Source organism: Pseudomonas sp. Irchel s3f10, assembly GCF_900187515.1.
In the GTDB taxonomy this organism is placed as follows: Bacteria; Pseudomonadota; Gammaproteobacteria; order Pseudomonadales; family Pseudomonadaceae; genus Aquipseudomonas; species Aquipseudomonas tensinigenes.
Genome location: NZ_FYDZ01000002.1, coordinates 803,073 through 820,573 on the forward strand (window position 1 = coordinate 803,073; position 17,501 = coordinate 820,573).

Genomic DNA, 17,501 nt, shown 5'->3' on the forward strand with positions numbered 1-17,501 from the left:
GGAGCACACTTTTGGACGGCTTTGCCAATGCTGAAAGCTAGCCATAGGCAGTTCCACCGCCTGCAATTTTACAAGGCGTGCTGTTCAGATTGATTGCGCACAAAGTAATCACATGACGTGCAGTATTCCAGTTGGTATCCCAGCAAAAAACAAAAATCGTTACTAACTTTAAAAATCAATAATCTACCAACTCAATTCAAATCCCCCCGGCGCACCAACTCTTAACAACAAAGCCCGCCAAGTGCGGGCTTTGTCGCATCTGGCCGTCCCATCCAGCCCCTTCCGAAAACCAACCCCGCCCACACACCTCAGTGCCCATGCCGATGATGCACATCCGGAAAATGCGCATGCCGATGACGCATCGGCGTATGCACATGCGGATGGCTGTGCGGCTCCGCTCCATCCCATTCAAACTCGTGCGTATGCTGGTGATGCTCATCGTGTGTGTGGCGATGTTCGTGCTCGAGCAGTTCGTGCTGATGCTCATGACTATGGTTCTCCATCAGATGAATCCATACCCCCACGGCCATTAACGCTGCAGCGAGCAGGAACATCAGCGATACCGACTCACCCAGCAGCAGAATCGAGATCGCTGCGCCCAGAAACGGCGCGGTGGAAAAGTACGCGCCAGTTCGCGCACTGCCCAAGCCGCGCAGAGCGAGGACGAACATCACCAGGCTGACCCCGTAACCGAGAAACCCGACAAGCAGGATGGGCACCAGCGAGTCGGCTGCGGGCAGTTGCTTGCCGATGAACAAGGCGAGGCTGCAGTTAACCAACCCCGCCACAAGACCTTTGCTGCCCGCGATAAACAGCGCATCCGAGGCAGACACCTTACGCGTCAGGTTGTTGTCGATGGCCCAGCAAAAGCAGGCGAAGGCGACGGCCAGCGGGCCTGTCCAGTCTTGCGCCGACACGGCCTCCTGGGGCCATGACAACACGACACCGCCGGCCACGATGGCGAGCATGCCGATCACGATTCGCCGATCGGCATTTTCCTTGAACACTACCCACGCCAGCAGTGCCGTGAGCACTGATTCCAGATTGAGCATCAGTGACGCGCTCGCGCCGGACGTTCTGGTCAAACCGAACATCAACGCCACCGGCGCCAGCACACCGCCGAAGCCGATGGCTCCGACCAGCCACGGCCATTCGCCGGTGCCGAGTCCGGAACGCTGCCAGCCTCGATCGCGGGCAACACGCAGGACGGTCAAACCCAGCCCGCTGCCCAGATACAGCAACCCGGCTAATAGAATCGGTGAAATCTGTACGCCTAACAGCTTGGCGAGTGGTGTACTGGCGCCAAACAATGCTGCTGCAACCAACGCGTAGAGCACGCTCACATTCATGACGGGATCACTCGCTCGGGCCGATGAAATATTGGCAACTATCATGGCAAAACTCAGGTGAGAATTATGTGAACCGTTCCCTGAAGGATCCCCTCTCCTTCAAGCACACACTCCCCTCCAGCAACATTTGATCCGCGCAACCCAGGACGCAGGGGCGACACAGCCTCTATGTTGCGAACATCGAGATGGGGATTGTCACCGGACTCACGCCAACGGATAAACCCCAAAAGCGCTTCTACACTCACAGCGCCCCTTCCGCCGGACCGAGCCCAATGACCTCACTCAAAGACCGCATGCAACAAGGCAAGGACGCCCGCAAGCAGTGCTCGCGCAGCGCTCAGGCATCCACCGGCAAGATGAACCGTGACCCGATTCCGTTGATCAAGGCCTCCAGCCAGGGCCGCGTCGCGTCGCGTCGCTGGTCGAACTGCGTTACGGGCGCATGCTGGTGTCGCCGTTCACGTTCTTTCGCGGCAATGCCTTGTTGCAGGCGCACGATTTGTCGGGCACGGCGAACATGGGCCTGAACTTGCCCATCTGTGGTGACTGCCATGTGATGAATTTCGGCGGTTTCGCCACGCCTGAGCGCAATCTGCTGTTCAGCGTCAACGATTTCGACGAAGCACATCCCGGGCCGTGGGAGTGGGATCTGAAGCGTCTCGCGTCAAGTTTCGTGGTAGCCGCCCGTGACTTGCGCCACGGCGAATCGGTCGAGGAACAGGTGTGCCGTGAAATGGTCGGCGCCTATCAGACGACGCTGCTGGAATGCGCCGAACAGAGTTCGCTGGAAAACTGGTACGAGTCCATCAGCTACAACGATCTGCTTGCGCAGGCGCGCAAAAGTACCCTCGAACATGTGGAGCGCGCCATCGAAAAGGCTGAGCGGCGCACCCACGCCGAGCTGCTGCCCAAAATCAGTGAGCGCGATGCCAGTGGTCGTCTGATTATTCGCGATGACCTGCCGGAAATTTTCCACCTGCACAAAAACACCACGCTGCTGGACGCCGACGATGACTGGCTGCGGTTGTCGGACTGGCGCCCGCTCTACGACGCTTTCATGCGTGATTATCGAAACACGCTGCAACCTGACCGTCGCGAGCTGCTCTCACGATTTCACGCCCAGGACCTGGCCTTCAAAGTGGTTGGCGTCGGCAGTGTCGGTACGCGCTGCCTGGTGGCGCTGCTGACGGACGATCAGGAATTTCCGTTGTTTCTGCAGTTCAAGGAAGCGCGACGTTCGGTGCTCGCCGATTACGTCAAAGTCAAATCGCGCACGCGCCACGAAGGCCAACGCGTGGTCGAGGGGCAGCGGCTGATGCAGGCCGCCAGCGATCTTTTTCTCGGCTGGACCACCGGCCCCAGCGGTCGGCACTTCTATGTGCGGCAACTGCGCGACATGAAAATCTCCGCTGAGCTTGAGACCTTCGACGCCGAAACCTTCGCCGCCTATGGACGTGTTTGCGGCCGAGCCCTCGCCCGGGCACATGCCAAGGCATCCGGCCTCGCGGCGCAAATCAGCGGTTACATTGGCAAAGGCGATGCGCTGGCCGATGCCCTGCTGAAATACGCGCAAAGTTACACCGCGCAAAACGAACGCGACTTCGAGCGTTTCCAGGTGGCTTGTCGCAAGGGCCGTTTGCGCGCCCGATCAGAAGCTGATTTTGCGGCTGACCACATGCCTTGAGTCGGACCGGCTCTTCATTCCCACATCGAACGTCCTAGGAAAATTCCCGCAACACGCGTCGACTTTGATGAACTGGTGCACCGTTCCTCAGGGCGTTACGCTCCACGACCACTGCCAACCAGCGGACGGTTTGGCAGCCGCAACTGCAGTGAATGTTCACTCCACGGAGCTACGTCATGAAAAAGACCCCACAACTTTCGCTGGTTGGCTCGGCACCTTCCGACGCGCCCGCTTCCAGCCCACAGCCTCAGTCGAATACCACCGCACGCGCCGAGGCGACCCGTCGGCGGCGTAATGTTCCTCTCAATCAGCTCATCAGGGTGCGCGACGATGTCGACACACTGACCCTGCTCACCCACGCCAGCGAGATCCTCGACTCCCTCGTCGCCATCAGCGCAAACCTTGCCGATGAGTTCGATGGCTCCAAACGCCATGTGGCGGTGGCAATGAAGCAATTGAGCGCACTGGCCGAGATCCTGGTCTGCCGGGCGCGGGACAATCTTGACCCGCAGGGACCGCAAACCTGCGGGCCTGAAACCCGCCATTGACGGGTGAAACCTGTACGAGTCGCCCCGTCGCTCGGGTGAGCATCGGACAACGCCGAGCCGCCCATCGAGATGAATTTTTCTTCACTGCAGCTGCGCGGCCAAGCCTTGTACAGTCCGCTCGCTCATTCAAGAAACTACGGTTCGCCCGCGCTCCTGCGGGCTTTTTTTTGCCTCGGATTTACCGCGCCAGCCTGTGTAGGGCTTGCTCTCCCACAGGCGAGTGCGCCAACCTGCCGGAAGATCCCCACTCCGGAGCGCCCGATGCCGCTGTTGACCCTGCCCTGCCAACGCCTGACGCTCGCGATACTCGCTCCGGATCAGGCCGAACTTGAAAGTGATTTCTACCAACGCAACCAGCGCCACCTCGCGCCATGGTCGCCAATCCGCACCACTGAATATTTTTCCACCGAGCAGATTCGCCGGCGCCTTGAAATAGAGGCCAGCGCATTCGAGGCCGGGCTGGCCATGCACTTCGCGCTGTTGACCCCGGATGGCCAGCAGATGATCGGCGCGTGCAACTTCAGCGGCATTATTCGTGGTGCCTTTCAGGCGTGTTATCTGGGTTATCACATCGACGAGGCCCAACAGGGTCAGGGCTTGATGCAGGAAGCGCTGGAGGCTGGCATCGGTTACATGTTCGATACCCAGAACCTGCACCGGATCATGGCCAACTACATTCCCGGCAACGAGCGCAGTGAGCGTTTGCTTGAGCGGTTGGGCTTCGAACGCGAGGGTTACGCCAAGGCGTATCTGAACATTGCCGGCCGCTGGCAGGATCATGTGCTGACGGCGCTGGTGAATCCGCTGTTCGAAACGCCGGACCAGCGTTGGTCGCGACGACTGGCCTGAGCTTCACAATTTATTCAGGATTGCCGCCGTATGCTCAGGCTCCCGCCCCTTCCGGTTGCCTGAAAGCCATGTCGCGTGCCGTCACTTCGCTGTTTCTGCTTGCCGCCCTGCTGTTTTTCTTCGCCTTGGGCGGCCATCAATTGCAAGGCTCCACCGAGGCCCGCGTCGCCGGCATCGCCATGGAGATGCACCTTGATAACGACTGGGTGACGCCTCGGCTGTTTGGCGAACCGTTTCTGGAAAAACCACCACTGAGCCTGTGGCTGGATGCCGGCGCCATGCGCGTGTTTGGCGTTTCACCGTGGGCCGTGCGACTGGCGTCGGCGGTGGCTGGCTTGCTCAGCGTGATGATGCTGTACGGCATGTTGCGCCGCTTTGAACGGCCGAAAATGATTGCCTGGACGGCGGGCATTCTGCTCGCGACCATGGCCAGTTATTGGAGCAATGTGCGCGGCGTCGGCGAGGATGCGCTGCTCGCACTCGGCGTGACCACGGCGTTGCTGGCCTTTTTCCAGGCGCAACGGGCGTCGACCGCGGGCAACTCGCTGTTGTTTGTCGTCGGGATCGCCATCGCTACATTGAGCAAGGGTGTCCTGGGGTTGGCCATGCCGGGGGTGGTGATTTTTGCTTACCTGCTGGCTGACAACCTGATGGACAAACGGCTAAAAATCGTTGACTGGCTGCGACCGGGCTTACTGACCCTGGCCGGTTTGATTCCGCTGCTGATCTGGCTCGTCATCCTCTTTCAGCACGGCGGCGCACAAGCCGTCAGAGAAGTGCTGTTGACCAACAGCGTCGGGCGCTTCAGCGGATCGTTCGTCGAAGCCGGACACTACGAACCGTTCTATTACTACCTCGCCAAACTGCCGGAAGCCTTCCTGCCTTGGAACATTCTGGTGTACCTGGGGCTCTGGCATTTCCGCAAACAATTGAAGGCCAACCGTTACCTGCTGTTTTTCAGCCTGTGGATCGTTGCGCAATTCATCATGCTGACGTTGGCGTCGAGCAAGCGCACGGTGTACCTGATGTCGATGACACCCGCCGTCGCAGTGATCGCAGCGGAATATGCCTGCGTACTATTCGAGCGATTGAAGCAGTACGAATCCGGTAATCGATTGGTAGGCCGAATCGCCCGGCACCGTCAGACTCTTGCAGTCGGCGTACTCACGCTGGTGATCGGCAGTTATCTCGCAGCCGCGCAATGGGCGCTGCCCCACGCCGACAAAAAGCTATCGTTCCTGCCGTTGAGCGAACACATTCAAATGCTGCAAGCCGAAGGTCGACAAGTTGCGTTGTTTCAAGCCAATGAACGCGTCGGCGGCGCCAGCGTTTTTTACACCCGACAGGTGCTGAAAGGCCTGGATACCGACGCGCAACTGAAAGACTTCCTCGCAGCCTCGCCATCCCACGTCGCCGTCATGGCGGCAGACCGCGAACCTGTCGCACCGTTGAAAGTGCTCAAGACCCTGAGAGTCGGTCGGCAGGCTTATTACTTCGTCGGTTATTGAGGTAGCCGCTACACGATCATCTCGTGCAGGCACGCCCCTGAACCCGCGATGAAAAAGAGCCTCAGCAGGGCCGTTACAAATTCCGTAGGACAAAATCCTTTCAGCTCTGGGAAATGCGGCCGATACAAACCTGCTAACACCCTTGCTGGCTCAAAAAAACAACAATCTTCCAGCCTAACCGACGACAAGAAACCCAACGTTTCTGGAGGATTTTTGATGAATAGCTGGTTCGGCAACATCAGCGTGAACATGAAACTGGGCCTGGGCTTCGGCCTGGTGCTGGCCCTGACCTGCGTGCTGGCCCTGACAGGCTGGACCAGCCTCGGTGGCCTGATCGACCGCAGCAACTGGATGAGCGACATCACCCAGCTCAACGCCGGTCTGACCAAACTGCGCGTAGTACGTCTGCAATACATGCTGACCAATGGCGATGAAACTGCCGCACAGAATGTGCAAACCACCCTTGAAAGCTTCGCCGCGCAACAACAGAAGCTGATCAATAGCTTCAAGAGCCCGGAAAACGTCAAACTGCTCAAGGAGCAGGCCGCGACCATCGCTGAATACCAGACGTCGCTGAACAAAATGCGCAACGCCTATCGCACCGGCAACAGCGCCCGCGACAGCATGAGCGTGAGTGCCGAGACCGCGTACAACCAGATCGAATCGATCAGCAAACGCGTGCAGCAGATGGACATGAGCGAGCAGCGTTTCGAGCAGTTCCAAGCGATCACCGCCGCTAAGGAAGCGTTCATCCTCGCGCGCTACGAAGTGCGTGGCTACACCGCTACCACCAACGCCGAAACCGAGCAGAAAGCCGTCGGCCAACTGGATGTCGCGATCGCCAGCCTCAAGCAACTGAACGTGCATTTCGCCGACTCTCAGCAAGACGCCCTGCGTCAGCTGGAAACCGCATTGATCAATTACCGCAGCGCATTGATGGCCTATAAAAACGCCAACACCGACGCGGTGCAGGCGCGGAAAGAAATGACCGATCAGGGCGCCGCCATCGTTACCACGAGCGAGCAGCTCTATCAGATCCAGCTCGACCGTCGCGACATCGAAAGTGCCCAGGCGCGCACCTTCCAGTTGATCAGCACCCTGCTGGCGCTGTTGGTCGGCGTGATTGCTGCGGTGATCATCACCCGTCAGATCACCCGTCCGCTGCAAGAAACCCTGGCTGTGGTCGAGCGCATCGCCAGCGGCGACCTGACCCAGAACGTCACCGTCACCCGCCGCGACGAACTCGGCGTGCTGCAACAAGGCATCGCGCGCATGGGCGTGACCCTGCGTGACTTGATCAGCGGCATCCGCGACGGCGTCACCCAGATTGCCAGCGCCGCCGAAGAACTCTCGGCCGTGACCGAGCAGACCAGCGCCGGTGTGAACAGCCAGAAAATCGAGACCGATCAGGTCGCCACCGCTATGCACGAGATGACTGCCACGGTGCAGGAAGTCGCGCGCAACGCCGAAGAAGCCTCGCAAGCGGCTGCCGCCGCTGACGGCGAAGCCCGTGAAGGCGACAAAGTGGTCAACGAAGCCATCGCCCAGATCGAGCGTCTGGCCAGCGAAGTGGTGCGTTCGACCGAAGCCATGAGCGTGCTGCAACAGGAAAGCGACAAGATCGGCAGCGTCATGGACGTGATCAAGGCAGTAGCCGAACAGACCAACCTGCTGGCACTCAACGCTGCAATTGAAGCCGCGCGTGCCGGTGAAGCCGGTCGTGGTTTTGCCGTGGTTGCCGATGAAGTTCGTGGCCTGGCTCAGCGCACGCAGAAATCCACCGAAGAAATCGAAGGCCTGGTCGCCGGTCTGCAGAACGGCACCCAGCAAGTCTCGGCCGTGATGAGCAACAGCCGCGCCCTGACCGACAGCAGCGTCGCCCTGACCCGCAAGGCTGGCGCATCACTGGAAAACATCACCCGCACGGTGTCGAACATCCAGTCGATGAACCAGCAGATCGCCGCTGCTGCCGAACAGCAGAGCGCCGTGGCTGAAGAGATCAGCCGCAGCATCATCAACGTACGCGACGTGTCGGAACAGACCGCTGCGGCGAGTGATGAGACGGCGGCGTCGAGTGTTGAACTGGCGCGTCTGGGTGGTCAGTTGCAGCAGATGGTCAGCCACTTCCGCGTTTGATCTGGATTTCGCGCTGAAGCTACAACCGCATCGCGAGCAGGCTCACTCCTACAGGGGGATTGGCGTCGCCCACATAATCTGTGATCGACGCGTTACCCGTAGGAGTGAGCCTGCTCGCGATTGCGTCCGACCCATCACCGCTTCACGTCAAACCACACCGTGCATAAAAAACTCAACCGGCACTTTAAAGAACTCGGCGAATCCCTTTATCTGGGCAACGGTCATTTTTCGCTTGTTATTCAATATCTCTGAAACAGCACTCTGAGTTGCGATCTCAGACAAGTCCTTCTGTTTGACGCCTCTTTCCGACAGCAGAAACGCCAGCGCTTCAGATTGGGACGAATAAGCAATCAACACCGTTTCACTTTCGTACTCATAAACCCGATCAGCCACAAACTCCGCAAATCGTGCCGCAGCATGATCCTCGGTGCTTGCGTGGGAATAAAGCTCATCAATCAGGGCCATTCGCACTTGCAGATCGTCATCATTTTTTATCGGATCATGGCAGGCAGACAACAACTTGGACAAAGTCGCTAGCTGATCGCCCAGTCCCTCAAGCATGGGTGAAATATCGGCTATGAAGGAATCCAGTCCTGTCGCTTCGACTTTATTACGCTTCATTGAGACCACCTTTATTTTCGTTAAACATAAATAGCGTATTTCATTCTGGCCAACTACTTGACATCACCCTTCCACCATTTGTCATATCCGGCATGGGGAAGAATGTCCTTGATATAGATAGTGCCAGTCTTCGTGTTGATCCACGTAATGACACGACACTCGTTTTTCTTGATATCAAAAACGTAAATATCAAGCGGGCCTTTCTTGCTCGTCAGCCTCAGCTTCGAGTGAGGGATACGATCGACGTTCCAACCTGAGGCGCTGGTCCAGTCTTGACGAAGCTTCTCAAACGACTCGAAACGCAGCGATGCTCTGTCGAAGATGGTTAGCCACAAGGTGAGAGGATTTCTCCACTGGCCATGAGTCTCAATAGCCCGCGCAACCGCCGCTTTAGTGATCACTCTCATACAGTTTTCGGTTCTGGTATCCCTACATGCGGCCAAATTATCTCAAATACAGATATCTGTAAAGCAGATATTTTTAGTTCCACAGAACAAACCCGAAGCCAAATGCATCAGTGGCTTCGGGCTTTTTCTGTCAGTGGTGGACTAAGACTTCAGCCATCACCGCGTCCCACGCTGCCGCAACGCCGACGGCATAAAATACGCATCCTCCGGCACCGGCTGCGCGAAATCGACAGTCTCCGCCTCTTCGTTATCGAGGTTCTGCACGTAGTAACGCCGCGCCTGCAAATCATGGAAAACATCCAGCGCACTCCACGTGGTGGGCAAGTCGTAGAAGTTTTTCAGGTAGGCCATCGACACGCGCCACAACTCCCCTCGCCCGTCGTATTGATCGACCAGTGCCGCGCCCCAGCTGTCTTCATCGAGAAACAGCACGCGTTTGGAGTAGATGTGCCGCGAGCCCGGTTTCAGGTTGCCTTCCACCACCCAGACCCGGTGCAGTTCATAGCGGGTGTATTGCGGGTTGAGGTGGCCCGGGGTGAGCAACTGCGCGTATTTCACATCGGGGCTGGCGACTTTGTAGTTGTTGTAGGGAATGTAGATTTCCTGTTTGCCCTTGAGTTTCCACTCGTAGCGATCCGGCGAGCCGTTGAACAGGTCGGTGTCGTCGGCGGTGCGCAGGCCATCGGAGGATGCGATCGGCGTGTCGTAGGCGAGGTTCGGTGCGCGGCGCACGCGGCGTTGGCCGGCGTCGTAGATCCAGGCTTGGCGTGCGTCTTTGAGTTGGTCGAGGGTTTCGTGCACGAGGGCGGCACCGCCAGCCAGCCGTGCCGGGCTTTTCACGAAGGCGAGGTAGTAGAACAGGATGTTTTTCAGGTCGGCGAACTGGCCGTTCGGGCGGTAATAGTTGAACAGCGCTTCCTGCTGCGAGGTCACCAGCGCGAAACTGCCGTTGCGCTGGACCGGCGCTTCGGAGGCGCGGCGCACGACGTAGATGCCGCGATAGCGGGTGATGTGGTTCCACAACACTTCAACGCCGTCCTTGGGCACCGGGAACGGCACGCCGCCGTAGGCATCGGAGAAGCCGCTGCCGCCTTCGAGCAATTTGGCCGAGGTAGCGTTTTTCAGGGTGTTGTCGTACAGCCACTGCGGTGCCGAGCCAGATCGCCGGGATGGGTAGATCGGCATCTGGAAGGTGTCGGGATAGCTGTTGAACAGGGCGATCTGGCCGGGGCTGAGGTGCGCTTTGTACTGGTCGAGATTGGCTTTGGTGATGGTGAACAGCGGTTTGTCGGCGGCGTATGGATCGGGGTGATGCTGGCCGGGTTTGTAGCCGGCCGGGGCTTGAGTGATGCCGCCGGTCCAGGCGGGAATCGTGCCGGCGGCATTGCCCGCGCGCTCGGCGCCCATGGGGGTCAGGGTGGTTTTCAGTTGTTCGGCTTGTTGTGGGGTGATGGCCGCGAAGACGCTGCTAGCGGCAAGGCCTAAAACAAACCCTAGCGAAGCTTTGGTCAATCCCGAAGTGTGAACCATGATCTTCTCCAAAATACAAAAACCTGTGGGAGCGAGCCTGCTCCGGGCGGCGTTCCGACGAAAGCGGTGGGTCAGTCGACATCAATGTTGAATGTGCCGGCCTCTTCGCGAGCAGGCTCGCTCCCACGGGGGCTGTGTGTAGCCTTCAAAGGAAATACTTGAGATTGAACCCGACGTTATCGCGGTCGCGGATGCCGTTGTTCTGCCCGCCGCCATAGAACTCGGTGTATTGCAGTTCGGCTTCGAGCTTGTTCTGGTAGTTGGCCTTGATCCCCAGCGTGTAGGCCTTGCGACCTTCGATGGTGTTGCCGGCCTGATAGCTGTTGCCCTCGAAATCGTCCTTGTAAACGATATACGGCGAGACGTTGACCCCGGCATACACATCGTTCCAGGTGCCGTTGAGCATCGCCGTGTAGCTGTAGGAATTGCGATTGACCTGATCGTCGCGATCACCGCCAGAGACATAGGAATAGTTACCGGTGCCGGCGTAGAAGCGACGGCTGCCGTCATACGCGGTGTACTGCAGACTGCTGCCGCGCAGGTGCTCGGAGGCAAGTTCGAAGATGCCGAACAGCGAGTCGAACGAAGCGGTCGGGCCGAAGTTGTAGATGGTCCCCAGCGAGGTGTTGAACGCTTCGACACGTTCGGCGTTGTTGATCTCGCTGTCGAGATTGACCATCTGCCCGCCGACGTTGATCGACCGCCCCGTCACCGCCACAGCCGCGCCGTTGGCCAGGTCGCCAATCAAATCGTTGGTAGCCGCGACACCTATCGGCAGATTCGGCCGATAAGCAATTTCGCCGAACACCGATGCTTCGCCCAGTGTGGTGTTGAAGCTGAAACCGTACATGCGAATGTCTTCGGCGTAGCGCCGATGCGCCTGGATATTGCCCATCACATCAGCCGTGGCCAGACCATTGGCCAGCGCCCCGGCCTGACTGCCGGCAACACCGGACAACAGGCTGGTCAGCGCATCCATGTCGATGCCGTTGTAGCCGCCCAGGTCCGCCGCGATGGTCGGTTCCTTGGCGTGGTAGTTGACCAGGTACAAACCGAACTCGGTGCTGTTGAGTTGTTCGGCGATGTAGCGAAAGGCAAAGCCGAACTGGCCATCGTTGCGCGCGTTGTAGTCCTTGCCGATGCTCGCCACTTTCAGCGTGTTGCCGTAGGCCGGAGTGACGCCGTTGGCGTACAGGCCAGTGGTTTGCAGGGCGGAGTTCAGCAACGGGTTGTTGCCCAGCGCGCTGTATACACCGATGACGTTGCCAAACCCCGGCACAGGCGTATCCAGCGCCGTGCCGCTGAAGTTGTTGTAACCGGTGTTGCCACCGTCGGCGAACAGGTCGGTTTGCGAGTAGAAGGTGCCGACCGGATCAATGCGGGTTTCCTTCCAGTTGGTCTGGTAGAAACTCTCCAGGGTCAGCGAGTCGGTCAGGCCGATGTTGAAGCTCAGCGCCTCGACCGGCACCAGCACTTCCTTCACTTCGGCGCCGGGCAAGCGGTACTTGGCGGCGTCCACAGGGTTGGTGGTGTTGATCCCGCCGCGATAGAAAATCCCCTCGCCCCAGTTGAACACCTGCCGACCGACACGCGCCGTCACCGGCATCTGCGCGACATCCCAACTGCCATGCACATAGGCGTCGAGCATCTCGATGCGGCTACCGGCGATGTCGCGAGTCTGGCTGGTGAAATGGTTGTCCTGCGGGTAGCTCTGGCTCGGTTGCGACGGGCTGTTGTTGTCGTAGTAGTCGTTGCGCTTGTCCATCAGTTGCGTGTCGTAAAACGCGGTGCCGCGCACGAACAAACCGTAATTCTGATAGTTGGCTTCAAGCTCGGAGGTGATCTTGTACACCTCGGAAACCAGCCCAGTGTCGAAGTTGCGATTGCCGTCGTTGGTGTTGACGTCATCGTTAGTCTTGTCGCGGCCCTGCACCCGCCACAAACGGCCGTAAGACAAGGTCGTGTCGAGGGAGCCAGTGACCTGTTTGTCCATCAGGCTGAACTCCACCGCGTGCGCCGCATCGACTGCGCACAACTGCAGCAGCCCTGCCAGGCCGACACCGGGGAGCACGGCGCCTGTCAGGCGCAATCGAGTGTTGATCATGTGTTCCTCCTTCCCTGTGTTTTTATTGTTTTGTTGTCCTGCCGCGATGGCTAGGGCGCCAATCCCGCGCTGACGTAGATTCGGCTGTGAGAGCCGAAATGCCCGAGCAACTTGAACAGCTGCTGGTTGAGTGCCGGGTGGTCGAAGTCTTCTCGTTGCAGTTGATTGCCGCTGCTGAAATCACTGCTGACGGGCGCCGTTTCCAGCCACTGCCCGATGGCTTCGTCGAAGGCTGCGGAGTCGTTGACCGCTTCGGCGCTGACCACTTCGCGCAGGTAGTCGACCGAGTACGGCGGGTAGGTTTTGTCCTGAGCCACATCGGTGTAAGCCGCGAGCATCGGATGCGGCTGACCGGCACGCAGCACGCGGCGCAGCCAGGTCGACTGATATTTCTCCACTTCCATGTGCCGGGTCGCGACGCGCTCGATGGAGGCTTGTTTGTCGGCGGCGAAACCGGCGATTGCCTTGCCTTCCAGCAGAAGAAGATTGGCAAGGTTGACGCCCGGCAATGGTTTGGCGTGATACGGCTGGGTCAGGTCCTGAATGTGGTGCAGTCCCCAGCCGAGAAAGCGATAACCCCAATACCGATGACCACTGGCAAACGCCAGTCGCGCCAGGCCCATGTACTGATACGCGCGCCAGTCCGGCCAACTGCGTTCGAGGAAACCGGCAGCCGCATACACCACCGCGCTTTCGTGGAAGAAGCCCATATGAAACGGCGCCTGCGAGCTGTACTGGAAACGCGCATCGCCGAACGGTTGCGGGCCGAAGCCGTAGAGCGCGCCGACGTCGCCAGGGTTGTCGCTGAACAGATTGATGTCGTGGCCGTAATCCGGCTCATCAGCAGCGCTGGCGAGCACGGCGAGGGGCGCGACCTTTTCGTGCTCGGCGATAACGATGAAACGCTGGCGATTCCATGGAGAGAGGGTTTGCTCGACCATGACCTGATTGGCCTGCAGATGCTCACGTTCGGGCAAGTCTTTGCCGGGCAATGGCTGGATGACCATTGCCAGGTGAATCTCGGGATTGATGCGCAGCGCCGAGAGGAAATCGTGGCGCAGATTGTCGCTCGGCACCGCAGGCAATTTCAGGTTGTCAGGGCGTGGAGGGTATTGAGCAAAGTGCTCGCGGGCGAAGCGTTCCTGTTGCTCCAACAGCGCCAGCACGGCTGGGTATTGCTCGGTGAGAAACTGCTCCAGTGGCTCGACTTCGACCGCTGGCGCATCGCGCAACGCCGGCAGACCCTGCAACGCCAGATAGCTGCCGACCGTATGGTTCGACCAGCCCCAGGCGCTCGGGGCCGTTGCACAAAGCAGCAACAGGAGGAAAGTCAGCTTCATTGCTTTTCGTTCTTATTGGCGGTGCCGTGGGGGATGAGCCTAACAACCGCCCCCGCTGGTGACACTGTCCGATTTCGCCAGAAAAGTTCTCCGATGGCGCCAATTACCCGATATCAAAAACACCACCGTCCCCTGTAGGAGTGAGCCTGCTCGCGAATGCGGTGGGTCAGTGAAATCAATGGTGACTGACACTCCGCTTTCGCGAGCAGGCTCGCTCCCACAGGGATCTACAGTGTTCTTTCAGGCGGGGTAACCGGTGATTTTGCGGATGCTTTGATACAGCGGTTTAAGCTGGCGGTACATGCGCAGGTACACGTCTTTGTACAGTTGCTCATAGATTTTCTGCGCCTCGGGTTGCGGCATGAAAACCGCGCCCACCCGCGTCATCGCCGCGATCGCCGAGGGGAAATCCGCATGCAAACCCAGCCCCACCGCACAACAAATCGCCGCGCCCAGACCCGACGCTTCGTACACATGCGGACGCTCCGCCGGCAGGCCGAAAATATTCGCCGTCAGCTGCATCGCCGCATCACTTTGCGAGCCGCCACCGGCCACGCGCAACCGCTTGATCGACACCTTCGAACGCCGCTCGATGTTTTCCATACCCTGGCGCAATGCATACGCCAGCCCCTCAAGAATCGCCCGGTAAATATGCGCGCGAGTGTGCACATCGCCGAAGCCGATCATCGCGCCTTTCGCCTCGACACCCGGCTCGCGAATCCCCGGCGACCAGTACGGTTGCAGCATCAAACCCATCGATCCTGGCGGCACCGCATCGACCAGCGCATCGAACAACTGCTCCGGCTCGATGCCCTGCTCTTTCGCCTGCTGCATCTCGCGCAACCCGAACTCGTTCTTGAACCAGCTGACCATCCAGTAACCGCGATAAATCATCACCTCGCAGTTAAACTGATCGGGCACCGCTGACGGGTACGGCGGAATCAACGGGACGATTTCCAGATAGCGCGAGCGGGTGCTGGTGATCGTCGCCGTGGTGCCGTAGGACAGGCACACCGTACTCACATCGACCACGCCAGAACCGACCACTTCGCAGGCCTTGTCGGCGCCGGCAGCGATCAGCGGCAAGCCTTCGGGAATGCCAGTGTGGCGAGCGGCTTCAGCGGTGATGTAGCCGAGGGTTTCACCGGGCTTGTGCAGGGTCGGCAATTGTTCGGGGCGCACCGCCAGCGCCTGCCATTTCCAGTCACTCGGCGCGGCCCATTTCAGCCGTTTGAAGTCGAACGGCAGATAGCCGACGCAGCAGCCGACCGAGTCGACAAAGCGTCCGCACAGTCGATGCGTGAGAAAACCGGACAGCAGCAAAAACTTGTCCGTCGCGGCCCACACTTCTGGCTGATGCTGAGCGATCCAATTCGCCTCAGCCTGAGCGCGAAAATAATCCACGGTGCCTTGCGCGCCGACCAGTTTGAACAACCAGCCCCACGGTCCTTTGATCCCGCCCTCGACTTCGCTCTGACGTTGATCAAGCCACAGAATCGCCGGGCGCAACGCTTTACCCTCGGCATCAACATTGATCACCGTGCCGCGCTGCGTGGTCAGCGACACCCCGGCAATCTGCGAACGATCAATGCCAGTCTGCTGCCAGACCTGCTGACACGCCTCGCCGAGTTTCGCCCAGTAATACTCCGGATCCTGCTCGGCCCAGCCCGGTTGCGTCGAGTAATAGGCCTGCAATTCAACTTTGCCTTTGCCGAGCAGATTGCCCTGCAGATCGAAGAGCAGCGCGCGCACGCTCTGGGTGCCGTTGTCGATCGCCAGCAGGTAACGCTTGTTCGGGTGGTTATCCATGGAGCTCTCTTCAAGGGGCATCAAGGCGTGACATCCGGCAAACCGTGATGGCATTGCCACAACGCCTGATAACGCTGTTCTTCCTGCTGCCAGTGTTCGTCGCTCCAGGCCAGTCGTGGCTGGCAGAGTTGGCGGATGGCGGTGAAATACTCTTCGCCGCCATGAGGCAGCAACAGGCCGAGACGCGTGCGGCGCAGCAGCAGATCGTCGAGGTGCAAGACCATTTCCGCGTCGCAGGCGAAGGCCAATTCCGCCCACAACGTGTCCGTAGCACCAACCGTTTCGTGGCCGACATTTTTGATCAGTTGCGCCAGTCTTGGCAGGTCGCGGCCATGCCGTCCGGCGAGACGTCGCCATTGGTGGCTGCTCAGCGCCGGGATCGGAAACGCAGGCACAGCGGCAAACACTGGCGCGGCGTCATCGACGAAGGGACGATCCAGCATGCTCGCGCAGGCCTTGAGCACTTCGATGGCTTGCGGGCGAAACGTCGTCAGTTTGCCGCCGGCCAGGGTCACGCAACCGGGTTCCTGCCAGAGCACATGCTCGCGGGTTTCGTTCGACGGTTTGTCTTGATGTGCACCCGCGCTGCCCACCACCGGACGCACACCGGACCAGGTCGACAGCACATCATTCGCCGTCACTTCTGCGCCGGGAAATTGTTGCGCGCAGGCCGCCAACAGATAGTCGAGTTCTTCGTTAGAGATGCTCGCGCTCTGATCCAGATCCTCACGATGATCGAGGTCCGTAGTGCCGACCACTGTCGCGCCCTCCCATGGAAAAACGAACACCGGACGCCGGTCGCGCTCATGCAGAAACGTGAACGCCTGCGCCACCGGCAGACGCCAACCCGGCAGCAATAAATGACTGCCGCGTAACGGCCGTAATTGCTGTGGTGCCTCCATCGGCCGCAAGCGCTCGGCCCATGCACCGGTGGCCACAGCAAGTACGCCGCAGCGCAACTGCAGGGTCGCGCCCGCCTCGCAATCTTCGATTTGAACGCCGCACACGCGGCCGTTTTCTCGCAACAGATGATCGACGCGAACGCCATTGACCACGACCGCGCCCTCGGCCCGCGCTTCACTCAACACACGCATCACCAACCGTGCATCATCAGTCAGCGCATCGACAAAACTGGTGCCGCCGAGCAAGTCGATTTCCTTCACCCCTGGCGCCAGATATCGAAGCTGTTGCGCATCATGAAAACGATGGCTGCGACGCCCGGCCAAGGCGTCATAAACGCTCAGCAAACCACCCAACACCCGAGGTCCGGGAAAGCCGCCGCGATAGTGCGGCATCATGAAACTCATCGGCTCGACCAACCCCGGCGCTTCGTCGAGCAAGCGCTGACGTTCGCGCACCGAATCACGGGTCAGGCGCCATTGCCCTTTGGCGATGTAACGCAAACCGCCATGAACCATTTTCGAAGATCGACTGGACGTGCCCCAAGCGAAATCACGTTGCTCAAGCAGCAGGCAGCGCCAACCTCGACGCGCCGCTTCGCGCAGGATGCCGGCGCCGCTGATTCCGCCACCGATGACGATCAGATCCCAGGTTTCCTCGGCCAGCGTCGGCAGAATCTGCTGGCGCCACGCGGCGTTCCAGTCCTGACTCATGGC

General features: G+C 59.4%; 12 protein-coding genes and 2 pseudogenes. 6 read left to right on the top strand and 8 right to left on the bottom strand.

Annotated features, from left to right (window positions below):
- Positions 1–308 precede the first annotated feature (308 nt).
- Positions 309–1,349 carry a DMT family transporter gene (locus CKW17_RS08850; protein ID WP_095119553.1) on the bottom strand — a complete coding sequence of 347 codons (1,041 nt, stop codon included), beginning with the start codon at positions 1,347–1,349 and terminating at the stop codon, positions 309–311.
- A 272-nt stretch (positions 1,350–1,621) separates the two neighbouring features.
- On the opposite strand from CKW17_RS08850, the pseudogene CKW17_RS08855 reads away from it, so the two are divergent.
- From CKW17_RS08855 to CKW17_RS30735, 6 genes and pseudogenes are all read left to right on the top strand, one after another.
- Positions 1,622–3,033 (top strand): annotated as a pseudogene (locus CKW17_RS08855) (DUF2252 domain-containing protein).
- Between the two features lie 176 nt (positions 3,034–3,209).
- The gene (locus CKW17_RS08860; protein ID WP_095119554.1) at positions 3,210–3,581 is read left to right on the top strand and encodes a DUF6124 family protein; all 372 of its coding nucleotides are present in this window, start codon (positions 3,210–3,212) and stop codon (positions 3,579–3,581) included.
- A gap of 261 nt (positions 3,582–3,842) precedes the next feature.
- Complete coding sequence (gene rimJ / locus CKW17_RS08865; protein WP_095119555.1) at positions 3,843–4,430, top strand: ribosomal protein S5-alanine N-acetyltransferase; 588 nt, start codon at positions 3,843–3,845, stop codon at positions 4,428–4,430.
- Positions 4,431–4,498: 68 nt separating this feature from the next.
- Positions 4,499–5,938: a glycosyltransferase family 39 protein gene (locus CKW17_RS08870; protein WP_095119556.1), complete on the top strand. Its 1,440-nt coding sequence runs from the start codon at positions 4,499–4,501 to the stop codon at positions 5,936–5,938.
- 351 nt (positions 5,939–6,289) lie between these two features.
- Positions 6,290–7,216, top strand: a pseudogene (locus tag CKW17_RS30730) (methyl-accepting chemotaxis protein); the annotation flags it as partial.
- A gap of 144 nt (positions 7,217–7,360) precedes the next feature.
- Positions 7,361–8,074 (top strand): methyl-accepting chemotaxis protein, encoded by a 714-nt coding sequence (locus CKW17_RS30735; RefSeq protein ID WP_371042694.1) that lies wholly within the window; start codon positions 7,361–7,363, stop codon positions 8,072–8,074.
- A 147-nt stretch (positions 8,075–8,221) separates the two neighbouring features.
- On the opposite strand, the gene CKW17_RS08880 is transcribed toward CKW17_RS30735, so the two are convergent.
- The 7 genes from CKW17_RS08880 to CKW17_RS08910 all read right to left on the bottom strand — a co-directional run bounded on the left by CKW17_RS08880 (position 8,222) and on the right by CKW17_RS08910 (position 17,498).
- Positions 8,222–8,695, bottom strand: coding sequence for a type II toxin-antitoxin system HigA family antitoxin (locus CKW17_RS08880; protein ID WP_095119558.1), 474 nt, complete (start codon positions 8,693–8,695; stop codon positions 8,222–8,224).
- Positions 8,696–8,748: 53 nt separating this feature from the next.
- On the bottom strand, positions 8,749–9,102 hold the full coding sequence (locus CKW17_RS08885) for a type II toxin-antitoxin system HigB family toxin (RefSeq protein ID WP_256586209.1): 354 nt from the start codon (positions 9,100–9,102) through the stop codon (positions 8,749–8,751).
- Between the two features lie 156 nt (positions 9,103–9,258).
- Positions 9,259–10,632, bottom strand: coding sequence for a DUF1329 domain-containing protein (locus CKW17_RS08890; protein ID WP_095119559.1), 1,374 nt, complete (start codon positions 10,630–10,632; stop codon positions 9,259–9,261).
- A gap of 145 nt (positions 10,633–10,777) precedes the next feature.
- Positions 10,778–12,736, bottom strand: a complete 1,959-nt coding sequence (locus CKW17_RS08895) for a DUF1302 domain-containing protein (protein ID WP_095119560.1) — start codon at positions 12,734–12,736, stop codon at positions 10,778–10,780.
- A 50-nt stretch (positions 12,737–12,786) separates the two neighbouring features.
- Positions 12,787–14,076 carry a phospholipase gene (locus tag CKW17_RS08900; RefSeq protein ID WP_095119561.1) on the bottom strand — a complete coding sequence of 430 codons (1,290 nt, stop codon included), beginning with the start codon at positions 14,074–14,076 and terminating at the stop codon, positions 12,787–12,789.
- A 240-nt stretch (positions 14,077–14,316) separates the two neighbouring features.
- Positions 14,317–15,885, bottom strand: a complete 1,569-nt coding sequence (locus CKW17_RS08905) for an FGGY-family carbohydrate kinase (protein WP_095119562.1) — start codon at positions 15,883–15,885, stop codon at positions 14,317–14,319.
- A 20-nt stretch (positions 15,886–15,905) separates the two neighbouring features.
- Complete coding sequence (locus tag CKW17_RS08910) at positions 15,906–17,498, bottom strand: glycerol-3-phosphate dehydrogenase/oxidase (RefSeq protein WP_095119563.1); 1,593 nt, start codon at positions 17,496–17,498, stop codon at positions 15,906–15,908.
- Positions 17,499–17,501 lie beyond the last annotated feature (3 nt).

What these genes read in the sequence shown, in the direction of transcription:
- CKW17_RS08905 (WP_095119562.1), bottom strand. Translation starts at nt 15,885, where the DNA reads ATGGATAACCACCCGAACAAGCGTTACCTGCTGGCGATCGACAACGGC.
- CKW17_RS08895 (WP_095119560.1), bottom strand. Translation starts at nt 12,736, where the DNA reads ATGATCAACACTCGATTGCGCCTGACAGGCGCCGTGCTCCCCGGTGTC.
- CKW17_RS08880 (WP_095119558.1), bottom strand. Translation starts at nt 8,695, where the DNA reads ATGAAGCGTAATAAAGTCGAAGCGACAGGACTGGATTCCTTCATAGCC.
- CKW17_RS08860 (WP_095119554.1), top strand. Translation starts at nt 3,210, where the DNA reads ATGAAAAAGACCCCACAACTTTCGCTGGTTGGCTCGGCACCTTCCGAC.
- CKW17_RS08870 (WP_095119556.1), top strand. Translation starts at nt 4,499, where the DNA reads ATGTCGCGTGCCGTCACTTCGCTGTTTCTGCTTGCCGCCCTGCTGTTT.
- CKW17_RS08890 (WP_095119559.1), bottom strand. Translation starts at nt 10,632, where the DNA reads ATGGTTCACACTTCGGGATTGACCAAAGCTTCGCTAGGGTTTGTTTTA.
- CKW17_RS08850 (WP_095119553.1), bottom strand. Translation starts at nt 1,349, where the DNA reads ATGAATGTGAGCGTGCTCTACGCGTTGGTTGCAGCAGCATTGTTTGGC.
- CKW17_RS30735 (WP_371042694.1), top strand. Translation starts at nt 7,361, where the DNA reads ATGCACGAGATGACTGCCACGGTGCAGGAAGTCGCGCGCAACGCCGAA.
- rimJ (WP_095119555.1), top strand. Translation starts at nt 3,843, where the DNA reads ATGCCGCTGTTGACCCTGCCCTGCCAACGCCTGACGCTCGCGATACTC.
- CKW17_RS08900 (WP_095119561.1), bottom strand. Translation starts at nt 14,076, where the DNA reads ATGAAGCTGACTTTCCTCCTGTTGCTGCTTTGTGCAACGGCCCCGAGC.
- CKW17_RS08885 (WP_256586209.1), bottom strand. Translation starts at nt 9,102, where the DNA reads ATGAGAGTGATCACTAAAGCGGCGGTTGCGCGGGCTATTGAGACTCAT.
- CKW17_RS08910 (WP_095119563.1), bottom strand. Translation starts at nt 17,498, where the DNA reads ATGAGTCAGGACTGGAACGCCGCGTGGCGCCAGCAGATTCTGCCGACG.